Here is a 22,845-nt window from a genome sequence, read left to right on the forward strand (position 1 = left end):
TTCGTGGGGGGGGGGGGGGGGGTCCCCCCCCCCCCCCCCCGCCCGTCGTCCGAAGCGGTGAGGGGTCAGGCCTGCTCGGCGTCCGTGGCGGGGGCCTCGACGGCCTCGGCAGCGGGGACCTCGGCGGCCGGGGCCTCAGCAGCGGGAGCCTCAGCGGCAGGCGCCTCGGCGGCCTCGGCGGCGGGAGCGGCCTCCTCGGCCTTCTTCTCGCCACCCTCGAGCAGGTCGCGCTCCCACTCGGCGAGCGGCTCGCCCGCGGCCTTCTCGCCCTTGTCACCGGTGGCGACGCGCGAGCGGCTGATGAGGCCCTCGGCGACGGCGTCGGCGATCACACGGGTGAGCAGGGTGACGGAGCGGATCGCGTCGTCGTTGCCCGGGATCTTGTAGTCGACCTCGTCGGGGTCGCAGTTGGTGTCGAGGATCGCGACGACCGGGATGTTGAGCTTGCGGGCCTCGCCGACCGCGATGTGCTCCTTCTTGGTGTCCACGATCCAGACGGCGCTGGGCACCTTCTGCATCTCGCGGATACCACCGAGGGTCTTCTCCAGCTTGGCCTTCTCGCGCGAGAGCACGAGAAGCTCCTTCTTGGTCAGACCGGACGCGGCGACGTCCTCGAAGTCGATCTGCTCGAGCTCCTTGAGGCGCTGCAGACGCTTGTAGACAGTCGAGAAGTTGGTGAGCATGCCGCCCAGCCAGCGCTGGTTGACGAAGGGCATGCCGACGCGGGTGGCCTGCTCGGCGATGGCCTCCTGCGCCTGCTTCTTCGTGCCGACGAACATGACCGTGCCGCCGTGGGCGACGGTCTCCTTGACGAACTCGTAGGCGCGGTCGATGTACGACAGCGACTGGAGCAGGTCGATGATGTAGATGCCGTTGCGCTCGGTGAAGATGAAGCGCTTCATCTTCGGGTTCCAGCGACGGGTCTGGTGACCGAAGTGGACGCCGCTCTCCAGCAGCTCCCGCATCGTGACGACGGCCATGGCCGTTCTCCTTGGTGTTCTCGGTTGTACCGCGGGTACCGGAGGGCACTCGCGCCTGACGCCCGCGACGCGCCTTGCCACAAAGGACCGAGAGGCGCTGACACCGACCGTGGAACGGCCTGATGTCGGGGCGTGCGAAGTCGACCCGGTGACCCGGATCGCCAGAAGAAGTGTACGGGACCCGCGAGGTACCGGGTGACGCCGATATCCACAACCGGGGAGTGGTCCACAGGTCCCGGCCATGATCGGACGGATTGCGGCACGGTTCTCGCATGCGAGCGAAACTTTGCGGTACGGGGTTACCGGCGGCGTTCCCGTTGCTGGTGCCGTTCTTGTTGCTGGTCCTGATCCTCACCGGCATGCGCCCGGCCACTGGGCCGGTCTTCCTGGAGCCGGCGGGCACGGACACCGTCCCGGCACCGGCGATCGCCCGCGCCTGGCCGGTGGGCACCCGCCCCGCGGTACTGCGCGGCTGGGAGCCCCCGGCGACGGTCTACGGCCGGGGACACCGGGGCGTCGACCTGGCGGCGCCCGCCGGGGCCCCGGTACGGGCGGTGGCGGCGGGCCGGGTGTCCTTCGCGGGGCGGGTGGCGGGCCGTGGCGTGGTCGCCGTGGAACTGACGGGAACGGATCTCAGAACAACGTACGAGCCGGTGACGGCGTCGCTGAAGAAGGGCGACGAGGTAGCAGCCGGCGATCCCGTGGGCACGGTCGAACCGACCGGCTCCCACTGCACGACGACCTGCGTCCACTGGGGCCTCCTGAGAGGCGACACCTACCTGGACCCTCTGTCGCTGCTCCCGCCCTGGCTACTGCGCCGGGGCCCACCAAGACTGCTCCCCGTACTCGGCATCCCCCTGCCCTGATACGTAGCTGCGGGCAGTCGTGCCGCAGGGCGGCACGGGTGGGCGCAGCGGCACCCCGCCAGCGCGGGCAAGCGAAACCCACCCCGGCCGAGCCCCGACGAGCCTCAGCCCCGCACACCCCGCAGCGCCATCCGCACAGCCGCCTCGGTAATCACCGCCGGCTCCTCCGCAGCCCCCAGCTCGATCCGCCGCACAGCCGCATCCACCACGCCCTGCAACAGCATCGCCGCCATCCGAGGCTGCTCATGCCCCATCTCGCCAAGCGCAGAGACGATCATCGCGACCAGCCCTCCATGCGCGGCCCGGATCTTCTCCCGCGCCCCCGCGTCCAGCTCACTCGCGGAGATCGCGACCACGGCCCGGTGCCGCCGGTCCCCGACCAGCGCCAGCTGCTGCCGCACATACGCCTCGACCTTGCCCTCAGCCGTGGACGCCCGCTCCATCGCCGCCGAGACATCCGCGGCCCAGACCGGGAAGTCGACCTCGCACAGCTCCTCGACGACCGCGGCCCGCGACCGGAAGTACTCGTACACGGACGACCGGGCGAGCCCCGTCCGCTCGGCGAGCGCCGGGAAGGTCAGCGCCTCCGTCCCACCCTCGGACAACAACGACCGAGCCGCGTCCAGCAGGGCGGCTCGCTGCATCGACCGGTGCTCGGCCACGGAGGCCGCTCGAATCCTTGGCACGTCAACCACTCTACGGACGTGCCCCTGCCGACGGGAGTGACTCAGACCTCTCAGCGTCCGAAGCTCGCCAGTTTCGCGCGCAGCTGGAGCACCGACTTGGTGTGGATCTGACTCACCCGGCTCTCGGTCACCCCGAGCACATGACCGATCTCGGCGAGCGTGAGCCCCTCGTAGTAGTACAGCGTGACCACGGTCTTCTCCCGCTCGGGCAGCGTGTTGATCGCCCGCGCCAGGAACCTCCGCAGCTCCCGGTCCTCGGCCACCTCCACCGGATTGTCGGCGGCGGTGTCCTCCAGCGTGTCCATCAGGCTCAGCCGGTCGCCACCCTCGCCCCCGACGTGCAGCAGCTCCTCCAGTGCGACCACGTTCGCCAGCGACAACTGGCTGAAGACCGCGTGGAGTTCCTCCACGGCGACCCCCATTTCGGCCGCCACCTCACCCTCGCTCGGCGTCCGCCGCAGCCGCGCCTCCAGCGTCGCGTACGCCCGCTCCACGTTGCGCGCCTTCTGCCGCACGGACCGCGGGATCCAGTCCAGCGCCCGCAGTTCGTCGATCATCGCGCCCCGGATCCGGGTGATCGCGTACGTCTCGAACTTGATCTCCCGGTCGATGTCGAACTTCTCGATCGCGTCGATGAGCCCGAAGACCCCGGAGGAGACGAAGTCGGCCTGCTCCACGTTGGGCGGCAGGCCGACGCTCACCCGTCCCGCCACGTACTTCACCAGCGGCGAGTAGTGCAGGATCAGCTGCTCGCGCAGCCGCTCGTCCGCTGTCGCCTTGTACGACCGCCACAGCTCGTCGAGCGTCGAGGGAGCGGGCGGCCGCACGTCGCCACCGTCACGAGCGGCTGGGGGGATCGCCGCCGCCCGGTCGGACCCGGAGGTGTGCTGGGGCATTCGTCGCCTTGTGCCGTTCTGCCGTGAAGTACGTGATGTACAGGAAGCGAGAGAAGTGGGTGACTGTGTCGGAATCCACGTGAGCGTAGCGTGACTGAAGCGTCGCAGTGCGCGATGAGTGCCGCCGGAACCATGCGCAGATACGTTCCGCTCACCCTCCTCGCGAGGTGCGGCGATCACCCCACGGCCTTCCCCGCGAACGCCAACTGCGGGAATTCCCAAGGGCATCGGGGTTCCCCCGGACGGCCGAACCCCCTCGGTCAACACGGGGTGCGGCCACCCCATACGGAGGTCATCGCCTGGCGTGTCAACTTCCAGCCGTCGCCGTGTCGTTCGACGTAACCAAGTGATCGGAGTTCGTACAGTCTCGCGACGGCGTCGTCCCCCGTCGTCTGCGCGCCCCGCGCGATCTCGTCCACCCGCGCGGCCCGGTGTCCGGGCAGCGCGGCCAGCACCCGCCGGGCGGCGGCCTCCAGCAGATCGCGGGGCAGCACGGGCCCGCGCCGGTCGGGAGCCAGCTCTCCCATCTCGCCGACCATCTCGACGACTTCCGCCGCGTCCGTGACCAGGGTGGCGTCGCCGCGCAGGAGTTCGTGCACCCCGGCGGACAGCCCGCTGGTGGCCGGCCCCGGCACGCCCATGGTGTGGCGTCCCAGTCGCTGGGCCGCCCGCGCGGTGACCAGGGAGCCGCTGCGGTGGGCGGCCTCGACGACGACGGTGCCCCGGGTGAGGGCGGCGATCACACGGTTGCGCTGCACGAATCTGCTCGGCGTCGGGTGGTCGCCGGGCGGCAACTCCCCGATCACCAGCCCCTGTTCCGCGATCCTGTTGATCAACTGGACGTGTCCGCGCGGGTACGGCCGGTCGACCCCGCAGGCCAGGACGGCGACGGTGGCACCGCCTGCGCCGAGGGCTCCGCGGTGGGCGACGCCGTCGACCCCGTAGGCCCCGCCGGACACGACGACCCACCCGTGTTCGGCGAGCCCCGTCCCGAGGGTGGCGGCCATGTGGGCGCCGTACTCGGTGCAGGCGCGGGCCCCGACGACGGCGACGGATCTCAACGCCCACATCCGCAGACTCGGCAGCCCCCGAACCCACAATCCGATAGGCCTCGCATCCCCGAGATCATCGAGCTGCCCGGGCCACTCGGTGTCCCCCGGACACACGAACCGAGCCCCGGCCTCCCGAGCGACCTCCAGATCCCTCCCGGGCTCGGCCACCCGCCCCCGAGCCCGCAACCCCTCCCACCGCTTCTCACTCACCCCACCGAAGGACTCCCCCTTCCCCCGCAACCGATCAGCAACCTCCCGCACCCCGACCTCCCGAACCCACCGCCCCCCGACCTCGTCCCCCGGTTCGAGGACGCGGGCGAGGAAGACGCGGTCGAGCAGTTCGCCGTCGGGGTCGGCAGCGGTCACGTCAGGGCTCCGATGGCCATGGGCACGCCCCGCGGCACCCCGGTACGCAGTTGCAGCGCCAGGGCTACGTCCGTCACGTCGGGACGGTCGTGCCCGACGAGGTCCGCGACCGTCCAGGCGACCCGCAGCACACGGTCGAGTCCCCGGGCGGTCAGCACCCCTCGTTCCAGGCTGCGTTCGGCCTCGTCCATCGCACCGGGCGACGCGTGCCAGCGCGTGCGCAGTTCGCGGCCGGGCACCTCGCTGTTGGTCCGCCAGGGAGTGCCCGCGAGACGCAGGGCGGCCCGTTCCCTGGCGGCCCGCACCCGGTCGGCGACGACCGCGGTGGACTCGCCCCGGGCACCCCGTTCGGTGAGCTGGGCCCGCGTGACCCGGTCCACCTCCACGCGCAGGTCGACGCGGTCGAGCAGCGGGCCCGAGAGCCGGGCCTGGTAGCGGCGGATCGACGAGGGCGGGCACTCGCAGAAGTCGTCGGTCTGGGAGAACCGTCCGCACGGGCAGGGGTTGGCCGCGAGCACCATCAGGAACTTCGCCGGGAACCGCACCACACCCGCACTGCGCGCGATCACCACATGCCCCGCTTCCAACGGCTGACGCAGCGCGTCGAGGGCCTGGGTGTTGAACTCGGGCGTCTCTGCCAGAGAAGGGCTGTGCACCCCCGACAAACCGGATCTAGGGCTACCGCCAGGGCGCCAAGCGCGCTTCACTGGAGTCGAGCACTATGTCCAATTCATCCACTTTTGCCCAATCTCGCCGGTACGACACCGCCATCTATGCGCGACTGAGCCGAGACCGTAGCGGGCTGAGCGAGAACGTCAACATCCAGATCGCCGAGGCGAGCGCCTACGCCGACGACGAGGGCTGGCCGGTCGTCGGCATCTATAAGGACAACGACATCAGCGCCTCGAAGTACTCGACCAAACCTCGGGACGACTACGACCGGATGCTGACCGCCGTCCGCCGCGGCCAGATCAACGTCATCCTCATCACCGAGATGCCCCGGCTGTACCGCCGACTGGAAGAACTGCTGACGGTGATCAAGCTCGCCGAGACGACGGGCCTGCGACGAATCCAGACCACCGACGGCATCAACTACGACCTGTCGACGGCCGAGGGCATCCACGCCGCGATCAACGCGGTCAACAACGCCATGCTCGAAGCCGGGCGCATGTCAAAGCGCATCAAGCGCAAGTCCCGGGCCCGGGCCATGGCCGGCAAGGTTCACGGCGGTGGCCGCCCCTTCGGCTACGAGGCCGACGGCCTCACCATCCGGGAAAGCGAAGCCGCCGTCATCCGGGAGTGCGCCGAGCGGTTCATCGCCGGCGAGTCCATCCGGGACATCGTGCTCGACCTCAACGCCCGCGACATCCGTACCGCCATGGGTAAGGAGTGGCGTATCGAAAACCTTCAGCGCACGATCATGAAGAAACGTTACATCGGCGTGCGCGAGTACGAAGGACAGGAATACCCGGCCGAGTGGCCCGCCATCCTGACGCGCGAGCAGTGGGACCGCATGGAGGCCCGGCGGCTCAGCAAGCGGTACCGCTGGCCCAAGGGGCAGACCGGTGTCCGTAAGTACCTACTGACCGGGCTGATCTACTGCGGCAAGTGTGGCGGCGTCATGGTCGGGTCAGGCCGGTCGGAGGAAAACGGCCGGCCAGCCCAGATGCGGTACCGCTGCCGCCGGACAGACAACCACGGGCGGGTCATCGGCTGCGGCGCCAGCTTCCGGATCGCCGAACCGGTCGAACTCCTGGTCAAGGAGGCCATCTGTCACGTCTTCGACGACCCGAAGGTGGCCGTGACGCTGGCCCCCAAGGTAGATAAGGACAAGGTCAGGGGCTTGGTCCAGGAGTACGAGCGCCGCAAGGCCAAGCTCGACCAACTGGTCACCGACTACGCCACCGACGTCCTCACCCGGGACCAGTTCGTCCAGGCCAAGGGCATCGCCGAGGCGTCGGTCCAGGAAGCCCGGGAAGCTCTGGCCCACTACCAGGAGGAGACGACCGCGGCCCGGCTCCCGGCCGACCAGACGATCCGCGACGCCTGGGACAGTTCCGGGCTCACCTGGCGACGCAGCGTGGCACAGCTCGTCATCAAGAAGGTCATCGTCAAGCCCGGGCATCCCGGAAGTGCCAGGTGGCGCGGCTACCGGTTCAATCCGGATCTCATCGAGATCCAGTGGAAGCTGTGACACTGACGGAGGTGCGTACGCCAGCGCACGCACCTCCCGCAGGACCAAACGAGCGGGCAACGCCCCCTGAACCGAAGTCCCCAGAGGTGCTCACGTAGCCCGTTCGGGTAGAAGAACGGCCTCTTCGGCGTGTCGCGGTAAAGCAGGTTGACGATCAGACGCGTTGACTTCCGTGCCATCCTGTTGGGAATTCCGCCAGACCATCGGCAAGGAATGTCCGGTTTGGCTTCATATCAACCGGCGGCTGAACGATTCTGCTTTGGCCATAGATTTATACGCCTGATGGAATCCGTCACGACACTTCGATATGTCGACTTGGTGACGACGCACGCAGACACGCCAAGCGGACCTCGATGCACTAATCTTCGACTCGACTCAAGGCGGCCCGCCTACTGCGCCCCCAAGAGTGCTTTGTTCTGATTCGCGCTGGTGGGAGCCTCCCACCAGCGCTTGTCACTCAAACCCTTAATACGGGTGATGCGAGCGAAGGGTTCAAAGGTTCGATGGCGCTTAAGGTGCCGCGCAAGCTCTCCGGGCGGACGATCCGCAAGGATCAGCTGGATGACCTCCTTGAGGAGGTGCGCCGTGAGTTTGGCCCATCACCAGAGGACGATTTTTCTATAGCGGTGGGGGAAAGCGTCTATGATGGGAAGTCTTTCGAAGAGGTTTTGGCCCAGGTGGGCCGCATTACGTTCGTCGATAATCTGACGATCAAAATTGTGCGCGGGACCAAGTCGTTCACCTTCAGCGCCCAGAATGGACTAATCGAGATCGACGCTGCTGGAGGCGAGCAATACTTCTCCGTGGGGTTCGGTCATAGAATCAAGGACATCCTCACGAGGGACGCCTCCCGACTGCACCGCATCCTCCCAACGCATACGCGGCGCATCATCGACTGGTTCCTGCTGCCGCTGGAATCGGTTCTGGCCGTGGTCGCAGTCCTGATGACTGCGCTCATGGTCGGTTGGGTCGCAGCAGTTACCGCCGCCTCCCTCTCCGTAGCTCTCCTTCTGATCACGCTGGTGGTACGACGCCGCTTTGCGACGTACATCCTCCTGCAGAGGGACGCTCGAGAGCCGTGGTTGAGGGCGCATCGGCTCGGCTTGGTCAGCATCGTGATCGCCGTATTGATGCCATTGATCGTGAACGCGCCAACCTGGTTTGAGGAGGACGCGGCACCGGTGACGCCGAAGTCAGGGTCGACCGGACAGTCGTCGAGCTCAGCCGAAGCGACTGCCTCGCGGTCAGCGGCCTCCGCACTGTCCCGCGACACCCAGCGCTCACCGCTGACCAAGGTCAAGGTCGAGCCGGCGGTGGGCCCGGCTGGCGAACCCTTCATCCTGACAGGCAAGGGCTTCGAGCCCGGGACCGATGTCTTGGTGGAGTTGGTCGCGGGGCCTGGTACGACCTTGTCGGAAGACAAGGCGGAACGTCGTCTCGTTCGAGTGAACGACAAGGGCGAGATCGGGCCCGAGAAGATCACCGCGGGGCGAGGCGTCTGCTGTTCCCGAGGGGTTATCCGGGTGGTGGCTACGCCGGACGGACAGACGGCCGGGGTCGAGACGGCCTACAAGCTGGAGTGACTGGGCCTCGCGTCGGCCTACTCTCAGACCACGGGTTGGCATACGAATCGTGCAGCGTCCGCACAGGTCTGACCTGGGCGGACGTCTCATTTTCCTCCGGACAACCTCCTGCCCCAACCGTAGGGCTCGCAGATTTACCGGAATCAGCCTCCGCGGGAACGCTATTTCTGCGCATGCGGCACCTTCATGAATAGCTGGCCCGAAGTTCAAGACCACCTGACGGGAGTCGGCCTGGAGCGGGAGCTTGTCCTGGCCCAATAACGCTTATACCGTCGACCTGGCCGTGAACCTCACGGCCAGATCGAGGCAGGCGCCCTAGCCATCTCGGTGAGGCCCGCAATGGCGATATCCGGAAAGATTTAGAGAGGACAGCCGAGGCGCTGTCATCATGCGGATGAATCAGCTACCCCCCTTCTCCTCTGACTTGAAGTAGTAGCCCAAGACGAAGCCAAGGACTCCCACTAGGCCCGATGTAATCGGCGCCATCCCCTCGGTCGTCGATTTGACTGCTTCGATCTCGGCGCTACCAACCAGCTTCACGATGAGTACCGGAGCCAAGATGCTCAGCAGCGTGATCCCTATGTATCCATAAACCAGTACCACGGCGATGTTTCGGCGGGCTCGCTGTTCCTCGCGCATGAGGCTCGCTCGATCTTTGCTGGAGATTTCCCCGGCTTTGAGGGCCTCTGCTGCTTGGCGGCTATTCGCAGCTCGCCTGACGGATCTCCCCGTGCCAGATGCTTCTGAGGTCACCGCGTCCTCCCGGATACCTACTCCCAAAGATCAAAAATTTGGGCCGATTTGCCTTGCCCGATCTGTATCTCCCTGCCCACCGCCCGGTAGAGCAGCTCAATCGCGATGGCCACTGCTTCTTCTGGAGTCTCAGCATCGCGAAGGTTATCTGTGAGGGTTGTCAGGCGGACAAAGACTTCCCCCTCGAATCTGATGCTCACGCCCGGCTCTCTGCTGCCAATGTCTGGCGGCTCACTGACCTTCCCCACATTACCCTCCCCGAACGACCCAGTGGCCGAATGATGACATCGGCGACATGGGTCGTCAACGGTGCAGAAGTTGCACAAATGAATGAACTTCTTGACTGGAGGAGAAATGCGTGTTGCTGGTGGGTTCTATGTAAACCGCCGAGGAGATTGATTCACGAGTAGACGCGATCTTGCTTGCCGTCGGCGCTGCGACGATAACTGCCGCACCCGCTGGCCCTTTAATGCGACAAATCACCGCTCCCTCTGGATGCAGCCAGTTCCACTACGCGATGCGGGTCTTAGTTTCACGCGCGGCGGCGTCATCCACCGAGCCATAGCGACGCAGTACCCTGATCGGCTTGAACGTCGATTTTTCGAGAGCAGGATTAATAGCCTCAAGGAGGGCATCGGCGCTCGGCCCATACATGTAGAGGGTGCACTCGTGGCCGCCGAACTCGTCTCCGTCATACTCTCCGGCTGATTTCTCGGCGATGAGCTTGTTCAACTCATCACTAAGTTCATGCGCCTGCTTTACCTCTTCTTCCGTCCCCCTTTCCTCGGAGAGATCGAAGGTGATGATCACAGCCTCCTCGTACTGCTGGACCTCATCCTCTGTCGAATCTTGTTTTGCGTTGAGAATCTTCTTAAGCCAACTCATGGTCAAATACTCCTATCTGTAGCGTCGGTAAGGGTTAATCTTGTTGGCGATTTGGCATGGAGCTAGAAGGCCAGTTGGCCGACAGACAGGACTTGGATCAGTGCTTTCCGTGCAGAACACTTCCAACTATGACGAGACCCGGCGTTGGTAATCATCAGGAGCAGAGTGGCACAGGCGAGGAACCCCCCGTAGATTTCCATTGCCCGTAGCCCGAAGCCCAGCCCCAGGCCGGCGATGATGACGAGATGTATCGCCGATCCGCCAATGAGTCCTCCTTGGTCAACGCTTGATTTAGGGTTTCCGTCACATATGCAGTAATTCACTACCTCCCTGTTCTCCAGGCGTAGGACAGCATGCCTAGGAAGTTATGCTTGAGATTCTTGCGAACCTTCTTCCAGTCTCCGCCGCTCTTTCGGGTGTGATAAATGGTGAGGACTGCGACAATCGAAGCCACTAAGGGGACACCCATGACTATGCCTCGCGCCCCACCCTGAGGCCCAGTATGGTCATCAGGAGCAACATAGCCGAAGTAGTAGCAGCCGGCATACATCGCCAATAGTAAGGTTGCATTAATCCATCGCCGAGCGCTTAATTTTTTCATCGCCATCTCCTTGTATGCTTATTCCAAGTTTTGCTATAGCCGTTACCCGATAGCTGTCCGTCGATGAATTGAGTAACCTGGCAGATGCCGACGTTCATATAGGTTTTCCTTGACGCCACCCCCTCAACGTTTGAACCCGCGAATATTTCGCCACACCGACGTATGACATTGCGGCTACCGTGAATCCAATGAGGGTCACACCGAGTTCCGAATAATTCATACCCACAGCATCACGGAGGCCATGGAGCACGGAGAGATTATAGTAGAGGTCTACTACCGGATAGCCAAGTGCTACACCTATCCAAAAACGGTTACCGCCTAGACTCTTTCGATAAGCGAGACCGTATAGTGCTATGCCCGCAAGGGCGCTCAGTAGAACGTCTAGAAGACGCCATAGCGTAACCCCATCTTCACCAACCAGGGACAAGGCACCGAACGCCAAGAAAATCCAGAAGAAAGATTTCCAGAGCCTACTCATGCTTGCTTGCCACCGAGGTAGATCGCCGCCCTATCTATTAGCTCAGCAGTCGGCTCGGTTGATCGTTCCCCCTGGCGCCAAATTTCATCATTTCCGGCAGTCGAAGTACTACCTATCAATTTCCAGCACCTTTCCAACTGGTACACCTAGCAGCCTTCTTTTTCTCACGCGAGCCTTCCCTTGACTGATTGCTTCAAAGTATTGAACTGCTTCTTTGACGGATCGGCTCAGCTCTTCATCAGATGACACCTGTTCATACCGAAGGTCCAGCAACCCTTCTGATAGCAGATGAGCGTCTCCCCCCTCCCTGTCGCCCGGGTAAGGCTGGATGCTGTACTCAAGGACTACCCTCCGCCCATCAATTTCCTTACTGATCCTGTAGATGCTAGATTCGCCGGTAGCGTTTTTCTCTACCGCTCCAGACGAGATCAGCATCTGAAACAAGTTATCGGCGTTTTCAATTACACTGCTCTTCATTGCTTAAAACCTTATATTTAGTCTTCCGTAGTCGATGTGATACTTACTCACCCTCGGGTTTGCCTTGGCCTTGCCAATTCCTACCCTGAAGGTAAGATTTCCACCATACCGGCTCCATCCTATTTTAACTGGACTCGTGAATCTTCCGTTCGCGAAACCGCGACCAAATGACGTGAAGCGCGAATTACCAAACAGGAAGCTCGACTTTCCGACCCCCGGAAGTCGCGCTTGCATCTGAACGATAGGAGCAACGGATTTGTTCAGGGCGGCGAACTTGACTGCGGTCTTACCGATGAACCCGGCGCCAGTCAGTCCAATCGCCGCTATCGCCGCGCCCTTATAGTTGCCCTGCGCTAGATTGCCAGCTACAGCCACTCCGCTGGCGACGATACCTACCGGTCCTGGAATGAAGCTGGCCACGGTGGCTACGCGGGTAACAGTGTGGATAGCAGCCTTCCAATCGAAACCCTTGTTGCCATCCAGGTCGAAGTCATTCACCGGGTCGGGCGGATACACGTAGGCGTTCTCCGTGCCGCCTTCCTCCGGGTCAACCTGGAGGAATCGTCCGAGGCTCGCCAGGTAAACTCGGGCGCCCATTTCTGTCGGCGCCAGGGTGAAGGCGCTCTCGGTGTCCTTCTCGTGCTGACCGACCCAGCCGTAGCTCGAACCCGTGGCGGTATTGGTGGTGGCCGCGCCGAGCACCTGGCCGAATGGATCGTAGGTGTAGGTGCCGGTCTGGGCGCCGGAAGCGTCGGTGGTGGCGAAGACGTCACCGTGCAGGTTGACGAGCGAGAAGACGCTGGTGCTGGCCCGCTTGGTCAGCAGCACGCCACCTGGCAACTGGAGGTACCGCTCGACCACGTTGTTCGAGTTGTCGAGGAATAGGTCCGGGCTGTCGCCGGCCCCGGTGAAGCCGTACTTGTTCGTCGTCGTGGTCGTGCCGTCGTTGTAGGCCCGGGTGACGATCCGGCCCTGGACATCACGCGTGTACGTGGTCGACTTCGAGCCCTCGGTGATGCTGACGTTCCGGTCGGACGAGTCGTACCCGAAGGTCGTGACCGGCGTCGTGCCGAGCTGGGTGGTGTTGCCGTGGCTGTCGTACTGCGGGGCATCCACCGTGGCGTCTGAGCTGGAGACGAGCCGGTCCGCGGTGTCGTAGCAGTACGTCGTCGTCACGCTGTTCTTGGTCACGCTCGTGCGGTTGGAGTTCTTGCCGGCGTTGGTGTTGTAGGTGCCCGAGCAGCTGGTCGGCGTGCCGAAGCCGTACGTCCAGCCGTTGGCCCCGATGGTGGCGCTCGTCAGGCGACCGGCCTTGTCGTAGGCGTAGCTCTTCGAGGTGCCCAGCTCGGTGCCCGAGAGGATCTGACCGCTCTGGCTGCGGGTGACCGTGTCGGTGACGTGGGTCGTGCCGTTGCCCAGGGTGTAGTCGAGCCCAATGGTCCGGCCGAGCGAGTCGCGGGAGACCGCCAGAGTTTGAGCGCCGGCCGTCGGGTAGGTCACGCCGCTGAGGCGACCGTAGGCGTCGTAGCTCGGGCTGGCGATGGTCGTCCCGTCCAGCTTCTGCGCCGTCAGTCGGTTGTAGTTGTCGTAGGTGAAGGCCTCGGTGCCGAGCGGGCCGGCGCGGCCGGATACGCGGCCGAGACTGTCGTAGCTGGTCGTCGTGGTCTGGCCGTTGGCGTCGGTGTAGCTGGTGGTCCGGCCGAGCAGGTCGACGGTGGTCGAGATCGTGCCGCTGGCGTCGGTGCTGCTGGTGACCAGCGGGTTGCCGCCCACGGCGTAGTTGTTAGTGACGGTACGGCCGGTCTGGCTGCCGAAGGCCGGGACGACGACTTGGGTGACGCGACCACGGCTGTCGTACGTGGTGCAGGTCCAGTCGTCGACGTTGTAGCGCGTGGCCACTACCCGACCGGCGTCGTCGTAGATCGTCTCGGTGGTGCGGCCAGTCAGGGTGCCAGCGCCGTCTGGGTCAGCTTCGGTCTTGAGCTTGAGCTGGCCGGCCTGGAGGTAGGCCTCAGTCGCGCCGGTGGTGCACGGGTTGTCCGCCGTGTCGGTGGCCGAGTAGTGGCTGTAGCTGGTGGTGGTGCCACCCGGCAGGGTCTTGGAGGTCTGGCGAAGGAAGCTGCCGGTGCCGGGGGTCTCGTACGCGGACGAGCTGGTGTAGTTCAAGCCGGTGCTGTCGAGCGTCGAGCTCTGGGCCAGGCCGAGCTCGGGGGTCGAACCGTAGTTGGTGGTCGAGGTGACGTCCCCGACGGCGGTACTGGAGTCGAAGGTCGTCTGGTTGGTGGTGAGGCTGTAGGCCGGCGTCATCAACCCCGAGATGTCGGCCTGCTCGGCCCCGCCCGGGGCAGTCTTGAACAGCTGGCCAAAGACGCGACCAGTGGTGCCTGCACGGTAAATCTCGACCCGGTAATCAACCCAGCTGTTTGCGACAGTGTTGTTGTAGGTGCCACTGACACTGAACCGCTCCGCTCCGTCGACCCACTCGTCGATGACAAGTTGGTTGTTGATGAACAGGCGCATGCCGTCGCTGTGCCATGCACGGAAGCTGTGAACGCCGGTTTGACTCAGTAGTATCTTGCCAGTTGCTCGCAAGCTCAGACCGTCAGTCGGTGTGACTACGCCCGCCGCTGCGTCGAGGCCGTAAGAGGCGTAAGGCACGTTGTTGAATCCGGTTGCGTGAGCCTTGGGTACACCCAGAAGCTTCTTGTTGTTGTAGACACTGATGGCCAGGCCACGGATGTTCTCGTCATAGCCGGACTGGCTATGGGGCGTGGCAGCATCGTTGGCCGCCAGAGGCTTGCGATCTGAGCCGAACCAACCGGCTGGAGCCGGACCGTATTGGTCGGTGGGCCGATCATCGAAGTCGTACAGCGTGCTCGACATCAGGCCGGCCGGGTCGGTGGTCGAGAGCACCAGGTCCTTGGCGGTGTCCCAGCTGGTGGTCGTGGTCAGGTTGGCCGCGTCGGTGTCACCGGTGGTGCGGAAGGTGTCGTCGTAGGTGACCTTGCGGTAGAAGCCGTTGGGTTCGGTGGCGCCGGTGACGTGGAGCTTGGTCGAGGCCGGCGTGACGGACGGGTTGGCCAGGACGTAGCCAAGCAGGGACTCGTAGTGTTGGCCCTCGCAGTTGGATTGCAGCGAATCGAAGTGGTCGGAGCCAATGGTGCAGCGGTAGACCGGGACGGTGCCGGGCTGCTGAGTGTCGTAGGCGTAGCCGAGCAGGCCACGGACAGTCGTGCCCTCGCAGTTCGAGGCCGGTGACGTCATGTCGTCCCATCCGGCGTTGAGGCAGTCGTACAGGGGGTGGGTGCCGGTGGCAGCACTGTTGAGCAGCGAGCCGAAGTTGACCTCCAGGCCGTAGCCGGGGGCCGGGTCCGCGGTCAGGGCCGCGTGGTCCCAGTTGCCGCCCGGCAGCATGTAGCGCTTCCACTCCGTGGAGAGGCCGACCGTCGACTGGTACTCGTAGGTCCGGGACAACCGGCTGGCACCGGCCGTGGCCGCGGGCAGGGTGACGCTGGCCGTCCGGCCGAGGGCGTCGTAGGCCAGCTCGGTCAGGACGGTGGTGTCTTGGGTCCGCACGCCGGCCGAGATGGCGTCGTTGGCCAGGGTGTCGCGGACGCTGGCCAAGCAGCCGGGGCAGCTGTTGGGCGCGGCCGAGTCCTCGGTCTGGTAGCCGTAGTCGGTCAGGGCGCTGCCGGGGTGCGCCAGGCGGCCGAGGCGGAAGTGCCCACCGGAGTCGACCGAGTAGTACAGGTTGGTCACCCGGCCGTCGGAGGTCTCGACCTGGCAGAGCAGGCCGGCCGTCGGGCTGCTGCTAAAGCCGCTGGCGGTTGGGCAGGTGAATCCACTGTCGCCTGAGTAGTGCAGCTTGGCCCAGCGGGCGCTCGTGACGCCGTCGGTCACCTGGGTCAGGTGAGCCGGCGAGCCACCGTAGGTGTACTGGAGGGCGGCCGGCTGGCGGTCATCCGCCGGGGTGGTGCTCGATTGCAAGGTGCCGTCGGTGTTGAAGACGTAGGTGCGGCCGTCCGAGTCCTGGAGCGTGACGGTGCCGTCGACGTTGCGGGCCATCTGGCCGTCTTCGCCCGTCGGCGGGGTGAAGGCGGTACCGGTCCACTTGTACTCGTGGGTCTCACCGGTGGAGTCGGTCAGGACGACGCTGTTGGCGCCGATGAGGGCGAAGTCGTAGCTCAGGTTGCCGTCGGGATCGACGCCCAAACTCCAACCGTCCGGCAGGACTTGGGCCAGCGGCAGCAGGAAGTCGCTCGGGACGGGCGCGGCCGAGTCGAGGCCGGGGCCGTTGACGTACAGGCCGAGACTGGCACCGCCGGTGAGCTCCTTGTATTCGACGGTGACCGGGATGGTCTGGCCGGCGCTGAGGCTGATGCCGCTGCCCGCCCAGACCGGTGCGTACGTGGCGCCGGACGACCAACGGTCAATCTGCGTCGTACCGTTCGCGATGACCTTGATGCCGTCGTCGCCGCGGCCGCCGAAGATGTAGCTGCCGGTCTGCGGGGCTTTGAAGTAGCCCTTCCAGCGCACGACGAAGTTGTCCGTCGGGCCGTTCGGGACCGGAGCGCCGTTGCCCCAGTCCATGTTCAAGCTGGTGTCGGTCCGGGCCAGGAACTGACCGGTGGTGTCGCCGTCCGTCGGCAGGGTGCTGCCGGTGAAGTAGCGGCCGATGAGGCCGTGGGGCGTGGCGACCGGCCGGACGCCGGTCTGGTACCACGAGGTCGGAATCGCACCGGCGAACAAGGTGCTGCCGCCCGACGAGACGCTGGCGTAGACCGCGGCGTACGCCAGACCGGTGGCTTCGGCGTACTCGGTGAAGAACGGTACGACCTGGCCGGCCGTGAGGGACAAGGTGGTGGTGCCCCAGGTCGTCGTCGTGCCGTAGCAGCCACCCGAGGTCCACTTGTCCATCACGGTGACGTTGTTGACGATCGTCCGCATGGAGTCGTCACCGCGGCAGCCGAAGGTGTACGTGCCGGTGTAGGGCGCGACGAGGTAGCCGCTCCAGCGGGCCGTGAAGTTGTCCGCACTGATCATGCCCGCGTACGGCGTGCCGTTGCCCCAGTCGAAGTTGATGTCCGAGTCGACCTTGGTGAGAGCGGCCGGCGTCGTCGGCGGGTTCTGGATGCCGTTCCAGTACTGGCCGACCAGCCCTTGGCGGGACCGCTGGGGCGAGTTGTAGCTCAGGCCCACGCCGACCTCGCCGCCGAGCGCAGCCAGGCTGTGGCTCGCGGCGTCGGTGGTGACGTTACCGGTGGCCAGGTCGACGTTGACCGGACCGGCCGTGTCGAAGGCCTGGGTGTTGGACTTGCCGTTGCGCACGTCTACCTTGAACGAGTAGACCGGGCTGTAGGTGGAGCCGGAGCTCGCCAAGCTGTCCCAGGTCAGGGCCTGCCAGTAGTAGGTGGTGCCGTTCTGGAGCACGTTGTCGGGCACGGTCCACTTCGGCGCGGCCAAGTTGCCGGAGTCCGCGATGATGTTGCTCAGGGCCGAGGTTGTGCCGTACGGGCTGGAGGTCGTGGCGGTGCCGTTGCCGGTCTTGGCCGTGGCGACCTGGTAGCGGTAGACGACCGGACCAGGACCATCGGCGTCGTACGCCGGGCTGGTCTTCAGCGACGGCTGGGTGGTCACCGCGGTGCCGCCGTTGGCCGGCGAACCGGTCGCGATCAGGCTCGGCTGCGGCAGCTTCTGGTAGTTGAACCAGACCTTCGTCCGGTCGTAGGCGAACAGCTTGTAGGACTCGTAGCCCGGGGTCTCCTCGCCGTGGACCATCATCCAGGTGCCCCAGTCGCCGCCCTCAACGGCCTTACGGAATTGGGGAGTTACATCGAACTCGCCGGTTTGGGCGATGATGCCAGCGGTGTCGCCGTAGCTGTAGTCGATGCAGTTGAACGAGGTCAGGCAGCCAGCGTGCTCCATGTAGAGGATGCGGTTCGTGTACTGGCCGTAGTAGTGGACGCCGTCCGGGTTCGGCATCTCCAGGTGAAGCGCCGCTCCAACGAGGTACGACCCGCTGATCTGCGGGAAGTCGACGTGGAAGGCAAAGCGCCAGTAGGCGTTGCTGGCGTTGCCCGCGCTGTTACCGCAGCCCTGTCCCGGGTTGCAGATGTAGCCGTCGGACTTGAAGTTCTTGTACCAGTTGTTCGGGCCGCTGTAGCTCCAGAACGACGGGTCAATGACCAGCGGGAACTTGTCGGTGTCCTGCTTGGTCATCCAGCCGCGGTCGAGGGTGACGGTCAGGCGGTTGCCCTTGAGCGTCTGACGGACGAGCGGGTCGGCGCCGATGACGCCCTGGGTGGCCGTGGCGATGGTCGGAGCGGCCACCTTGAAGCCGGCCAGGTCGCCGCTGGCCACGACGTAACCGCCCGGGAAGTCGGGGTCGGGTACGAGGTTGGCGCCGGCCAGATCGAAGTCGAAGGAGTTGGCGGCGGCCCGGCTCTTGATGATGATGCTCTCTTTGAGCTCCGAGCCGGTCAGCTGGTACATCAGGTCGATGCCCTGCCAGACGTTGCGGTAGCGGACGACCTGGTTGGGAGCCTCACCGGTCACGACCGGATCAACGAGGGCAGCACCCTGCGGCTTGAAGGTAATGGTGGCAGCGCCCTTGGCCAGCTCGACTCCGCCGGCCTCAGAAACGGCGCCGAAGCGGGCCTGCCAGGCGTTGGCCTTGGTCCGCCACGCACCCGTGGCCTGGTCCTGGGCCAGGGACGCGTCGATGTCCTTCCACTGCCCGCCGTCCTGGTAGCTGGTGGGCTCGACCGAGCGCTCCAGCGACTTGCTGCCGTCGGCGTTGAGCCAGACCTTGTCGGTGGCGCTACGGCCTTCTTCCAGCACGCGCACGTGTTTGAAGTCGCCGGTCTTGCCCTTGGTGGCCTGGGTCCGGTCGGCTTCGAGCTGGGCCACCACCTCGGCCGGCAGGGCCGCGGCCACACCGCGAGGAACCACGGCATCTACGGCCGGCGCCGACGGCTGCTGTACCGCGGCGGCCAGCGGGTGCGGGATCCGGGCCTGCTGCTCCTCGTACAGGCCGGCCAGCGTCACGAGCGTCGAACCACTCATGTTCAGCACGACCGCGGCTACGGCCACGCTGGCCATGAAGCCGCGGCTGACCTGAGGCCGGAGAACGACGGCTTGTCGCCACGTCCGACGCATGGTGCGTCTGGACGGCATCACCTCCCGGAACCACTTCATTAATCGGCCTAAGCCATCGCCCACACACCCTCCTCCCGGGAATTAAACACAACCTCTTTATTTAATTCTAGGCTTCAATTTTTAGCGAAGCAATAGGGAATTTTAAATATGGGGAACTCCCCGGGACTGGAACTGCCGTTTGAGCTGAGGCTGTAATCGGGATAGCGAGAAAAAGAATGAGTTGGTCATCGCCCTGGCGCTGGCCGGTCTGTCAAAGGCGTGAGGCCGATGCCATCGCCGCTCGCTCTGCGCTCAGTTGTCCGATCGGCGGTTCACCTGGCGCGGTCGATTCAGCTGCTGCCCGGTAGCGATCACGCAGGCCGCCGTCGTCCAAACCTGCGCCAACTCGATAGCGTAGGCCCGCCGTTCGCTAGAGCAGGCCAGGGCGATGGTGCCGACAATGCCAGCGAAAATGACCAGGAGCACTGCTGGAACGGCACGCAACGGAAGAGCCAGCGCTCGGGCGACCGATGAGGGATCCATCGCGGTTCACCGCACCAACGAGGCAGAAGGGGCGACGTCAGCCAGCCAGGCTCGTACGGCGCGCTCTTTGGTGGTGACCAAGGCGGGTTCAAAGTGGGGTCCTCCCGAGCCAGCGTGCCTCATCTGCCGCCAAGCAACGGCAGAGACCGCAAGTGCTAGCTCAGTTCCGCTTTGCTCCAAGGCAGTTCGCAGCTGCGGTGAGTCGAGCAGCCGGAATGCATGGCTCAACTCCTTGCCGACATAACCGCGATCATCACGGATGACATCACCTTTGTGCAGCGCCGCACGAACTCGGATGATGTCCTGCGCGTCCGCGGTGGCGTTGTGATTGCGTAGCCCCGCGGCCAGAGCCGGTAGGACCAAGTAGGCCAGCGTGTCCAGGTCCACCAGCGGATCAAGGACGGCCATGATGCCGTCACCGCGGTCAAGCAGCTCGTACTCGTCCCGCTGCACGGCGATGTCGAGCAGCGCGCCCTCTAGGGCTCTGTAGAGCGTTTGCCTCATGCCGAGGCCGCAGAGGTCCGAACGTCCAGCCCGGTTGAACCCGGCGATGTCCAGGCCCATGAAGACCTTGCGCACGTGCTCGATCACCTGGTCACGCCCCCAAGCGGTATTCTTCCGCACTCTGAGTGCGTCAGAATACCACTCAGGGTTGGCCGGCAGCCCAGAACCGAAGAACCTCGAAGTTCTTGATCACGATCTGTCGTCGTTCGGTGGCAACGACGTCCCGCTCTTTCAGCATCCGCAGAGTTCTGACGACTGCCTCTCGCGATGCCCCGACCCATGCTGCGAGATCCTGCTGTGACAGCTCCATCCGGACGTCACCAGTCGAGTCCTCCACAACTCCGATTCGGCCCGCCAGTTCCAGCAGTCGCGCAGCCACGCGCTGCGTCACCGTCTGAGTGGCCAATGCCTGGCGGGCTTGGTCGGCCTCGCGCAGTCGATCCGTCATCACGGTCATGACAGCAAGGGCTACGTCGGGGTGCTCTGCAAGGAAGGCTTTGAACCGATCAGCTGGAACGGCCACCGCCGTTACGTCAGTCTGCGCGATGACCGTGGCGGATCTGGGTGCGCCGCTCAGCGCAGCCATCTCGCCGATGAACTCGGGAGCTTGCCGCAGGCCAAGAATGACTTCCGTGCCGACGCCGCTCTGACGCACCACCTTGGCGGAGCCTGATAGCAGCATCACCACATGGTTCGACGGCTCGCCCTCGCGCACGATCACCTGGCCTGACCGAAACTGCAGACGGGATCCGACCTGCTCCAGTGCGGCCAGCTGCTCCAGGCTCTTCGACGGGCCGCTGTCGTCAGGCATCTCTACTTCCTCGCAACGGGGCAGGCTGAGCTCACCGGGAGTTACACGCTGGCACGAAGAGGCTAGGTCCAACAGGTAGCTGCGGTCTTGGCCTCTCGGGGGTAGATCGTCCACCCGTTGGAAACATACTCTCCTCCACGCTAGGTGGTGCCTGGTAGCAGAGCCTGCCAGGTTGTTCCGCGGCAGGCCGATCCCAGCCGCTCGCCGGTACCCGATCTAGCGCTGGCTGCAAGCGGCGTGCTCGCATTGACCTGTGACCCAAGTGCTCACCAGCCTCGTCGCCGTAGTCGGGACCCTCCTCGGCGCCACGCTCGGCTACGTTTTCCAGCGCCGAAGCACCGTTCGGCGCGACCGCCAGGAAGCTGCGCTCTCCTTCAGTAACGCCATCACGGAAGTAATCCGCAGCCAGCAGGAGTGGTACCACCGGAAAGACGAGGAACGCGGGGGACCAGAACATCGCGCTGCCCGCTTCGAGGGACACCGGCTACGGGGCATTGCGCGCCAGGCCGTCAACGGTCTGACGTTCCACCTCCCGGATCCGGAACTGCTGCGACTGGCGGATGAACTCCTGCGCATGGCCAGCGGCATCCACGAAGCCGCCGACACGGAAGATCTCGTGAGCCGCACCGAGGCAACCCGCCAAGCGCTGCGTGCCTTCATCGAAGTCTCGTCAGCCAAAATCCGGTAGGTTCCGCAGCCGCTCACTCGATGGGTTTTTCCCAGATGCTGACACGCATGCTCACGTTCTCCGCCTCGCGGTGCACCGCCGTAACCGTGACCACGGCGACCCGCTTTTCACCCGTGATCAGGCATACGGAATTCCCTGGTGAAATCAATGGATATTGCGGCTGGGTTTTTGCGAGAAGTACGCAGTCTTCGTAGCTGGGATCCTGATCTCTGGGAACTACAGCCATTTGCCCATATGGGAAGTTGGCCTGCGTACCATCGTCCGAGACGTTCGCCTGGAAGTCCTGAGGGCCAGTAAAGGTGCTCTCCTCGGGTGGCAAGGTGTCGAGGTCGAATCCACTGCCGCTTCCCACGAGGATGGGGCCGGCCCACCGGACGACCGAGTCCAACACCGAGGGGGACGCCTCCGTGGTCCCGCTGCTACCGCCAGCAGTGGCAGTCTCCGTCGCGGTGACCGTTTCTCTGACAGTGGCCGTTACGGTCGCCGTACCACCCGTCGGCGAGGAGACCCCGGCGGCTGGCAGGCCGATGAATCCGACCAGGAACGTCAGCACGGCCACGACGGCACTCACGACAGTCGCCACTGCCGACCAGCGCTCGGTCCGCTCCTGCGTCGGCTGGTCCGGTTGAGGCGCCTGCGGCGGTTGATAAGGGTGAGGTGACGGCGGCGGGTATGACATGAATCCCCCTTGAAGTCAGGAATGGAAGTTTGGCACCAACTCCGTGGCGTTAAGGAGCTTTTATTTCTTCGTGACCGACCCAGCGTCCGAGTGTTCGACTCCGGTTCCCCTGACGACCGCAAGAGCTTTCCGGGCCTTCAGTCCGAGGGGACCGTGCCAGCAAGTACTGAAGCACCCAACTCGGCTACCCACGGCGGTAGTTATCTGGTCCTCACGCTGAACAGGCGCCCTGGAGTTGATGCGGAGCCTGAGTTATCCACAGGCCCTCACGCGGTCGCCGGACAAGCCATACGGTGCCGACTCCAGACGATCACGGAGCGCGGGAGCAAGAGATGACGTACACGGTGGGTCTTGGGCAGGATGTCGAAAAGGCTCTGGCGGAGCTGCCTGAGGATGACCGTCGAGAGGTCATGGAGCTCATCGCCGAGGTCCTGGTCGACCCGAACTCCTGGCCCGCTCCTGGAGGTTGGGTCTGGACGCTGCGAACCGGGCCGCGGCTGTGGATCATGTTCACGGCCTACCTCGACGGGATCGAGGTCATCTCCATCGGGGAGATCGACGCCCTGGTCCAAACGGCATAAGGGCGCCCCGCACTTGTACAGGTAGCCCGAACATGTTTTCAGGTAGAGCGCGAACTGCTTCAAGTGCGCCCCTTTCGCCTCCTCA

General features: G+C 64.8%; 17 protein-coding genes and 1 pseudogene. 5 read left to right on the top strand and 13 right to left on the bottom strand.

The window, feature by feature from the left end:
• Positions 1-65 precede the first annotated feature (65 nt).
• Positions 66-980, bottom strand: a complete 915-nt coding sequence (gene rpsB, locus ABZ896_RS16945) for a 30S ribosomal protein S2 (RefSeq protein WP_360928664.1) — start codon at positions 978-980, stop codon at positions 66-68.
• Between the two features lie 359 nt (positions 981-1,339).
• Here rpsB and ABZ896_RS16950 point away from each other — a divergent pair, with 359 nt between their 5' ends.
• Positions 1,340-1,846 (top strand): M23 family metallopeptidase, encoded by a 507-nt coding sequence (locus ABZ896_RS16950; RefSeq protein ID WP_360928837.1) that lies wholly within the window; start codon positions 1,340-1,342, stop codon positions 1,844-1,846.
• Positions 1,847-1,950: 104 nt separating this feature from the next.
• Here ABZ896_RS16950 and ABZ896_RS16955 read toward each other — a convergent pair whose 3' ends face one another.
• The 4 genes and pseudogenes from ABZ896_RS16955 to ABZ896_RS16970 all read right to left on the bottom strand — a co-directional run.
• A complete protein-coding gene (locus ABZ896_RS16955; protein ID WP_360928840.1) occupies positions 1,951-2,508 on the bottom strand; it encodes a helix-turn-helix domain-containing protein in 558 nt (185 codons plus the stop codon).
• Positions 2,509-2,582: 74 nt separating this feature from the next.
• A complete protein-coding gene (whiG, locus tag ABZ896_RS16960; protein WP_360928667.1) occupies positions 2,583-3,428 on the bottom strand; it encodes an RNA polymerase sigma factor WhiG in 846 nt (281 codons plus the stop codon).
• Positions 3,429-3,688: 260 nt separating this feature from the next.
• The gene (gene dprA / locus ABZ896_RS16965) at positions 3,689-4,846 is read right to left on the bottom strand and encodes a DNA-processing protein DprA (protein ID WP_360928670.1); all 1,158 of its coding nucleotides are present in this window, start codon (positions 4,844-4,846) and stop codon (positions 3,689-3,691) included.
• Positions 4,843-5,481: pseudogene (locus ABZ896_RS16970) on the bottom strand (ATP-binding protein); the annotation flags it as partial. The gene dprA and the pseudogene ABZ896_RS16970, both read right to left, overlap by 4 nt.
• An 86-nt stretch (positions 5,482-5,567) precedes the next feature.
• Here ABZ896_RS16970 and ABZ896_RS16975 point away from each other — a divergent pair.
• The gene (locus ABZ896_RS16975) at positions 5,568-7,040 is read left to right on the top strand and encodes a recombinase family protein (protein WP_360928672.1); all 1,473 of its coding nucleotides are present in this window, start codon (positions 5,568-5,570) and stop codon (positions 7,038-7,040) included.
• 503 nt (positions 7,041-7,543) lie between these two features.
• Positions 7,544-8,623, top strand: coding sequence for a hypothetical protein (locus tag ABZ896_RS16980; RefSeq protein WP_360928675.1), 1,080 nt, complete (start codon positions 7,544-7,546; stop codon positions 8,621-8,623).
• A gap of 399 nt (positions 8,624-9,022) precedes the next feature.
• Here ABZ896_RS16980 and ABZ896_RS16985 read toward each other — a convergent pair whose 3' ends face one another.
• From ABZ896_RS16985 to ABZ896_RS17015, 7 genes are all read right to left on the bottom strand, one after another.
• Positions 9,023-9,262, bottom strand: a complete 240-nt coding sequence (locus ABZ896_RS16985) for a hypothetical protein (protein ID WP_360928678.1) — start codon at positions 9,260-9,262, stop codon at positions 9,023-9,025.
• Positions 9,263-9,393: 131 nt separating this feature from the next.
• Entirely contained in the window at positions 9,394-9,576 is a 183-nt protein-coding gene (locus ABZ896_RS16990; RefSeq protein WP_360928681.1) for a hypothetical protein, read from the bottom strand.
• A gap of 310 nt (positions 9,577-9,886) precedes the next feature.
• The gene (locus tag ABZ896_RS16995; protein ID WP_360928684.1) at positions 9,887-10,261 is read right to left on the bottom strand and encodes a hypothetical protein; all 375 of its coding nucleotides are present in this window, start codon (positions 10,259-10,261) and stop codon (positions 9,887-9,889) included.
• A gap of 1,187 nt (positions 10,262-11,448) precedes the next feature.
• On the bottom strand, positions 11,449-11,817 hold the full coding sequence (locus ABZ896_RS17000; protein ID WP_360928687.1) for a hypothetical protein: 369 nt from the start codon (positions 11,815-11,817) through the stop codon (positions 11,449-11,451).
• Positions 11,818-11,820: 3 nt separating this feature from the next.
• Positions 11,821-18,918: a PA14 domain-containing protein gene (locus ABZ896_RS17005; RefSeq protein WP_360928690.1), complete on the bottom strand. Its 7,098-nt coding sequence runs from the start codon at positions 18,916-18,918 to the stop codon at positions 11,821-11,823.
• A gap of 585 nt (positions 18,919-19,503) precedes the next feature.
• Positions 19,504-20,088: a hypothetical protein gene (locus ABZ896_RS17010; protein ID WP_360928693.1), complete on the bottom strand. Its 585-nt coding sequence runs from the start codon at positions 20,086-20,088 to the stop codon at positions 19,504-19,506.
• Positions 20,089-20,143: 55 nt separating this feature from the next.
• Positions 20,144-20,812: a Crp/Fnr family transcriptional regulator gene (locus ABZ896_RS17015; protein WP_360928696.1), complete on the bottom strand. Its 669-nt coding sequence runs from the start codon at positions 20,810-20,812 to the stop codon at positions 20,144-20,146.
• A 253-nt stretch (positions 20,813-21,065) separates the two neighbouring features.
• Here ABZ896_RS17015 and ABZ896_RS17020 point away from each other — a divergent pair, with 253 nt between their 5' ends.
• Positions 21,066-21,500, top strand: coding sequence for a hypothetical protein (locus tag ABZ896_RS17020; protein WP_360928699.1), 435 nt, complete (start codon positions 21,066-21,068; stop codon positions 21,498-21,500).
• Positions 21,501-21,513: 13 nt separating this feature from the next.
• On the opposite strand, the gene ABZ896_RS17025 is transcribed toward ABZ896_RS17020, so the two are convergent.
• Entirely contained in the window at positions 21,514-22,179 is a 666-nt protein-coding gene (locus ABZ896_RS17025) for a hypothetical protein (protein ID WP_360928702.1), read from the bottom strand.
• A 410-nt stretch (positions 22,180-22,589) separates the two neighbouring features.
• Here ABZ896_RS17025 and ABZ896_RS17030 point away from each other — a divergent pair, with 410 nt between their 5' ends.
• A complete protein-coding gene (locus ABZ896_RS17030; protein WP_360928705.1) occupies positions 22,590-22,760 on the top strand; it encodes a hypothetical protein in 171 nt (56 codons plus the stop codon).
• The last annotated feature ends 85 nt before the right edge of the window (positions 22,761-22,845 follow it).

Source organism: Streptomyces sp. NPDC047072, assembly GCF_040643855.1.
Lineage (GTDB): Bacteria > Actinomycetota > Actinomycetes > Streptomycetales > Streptomycetaceae > Streptomyces.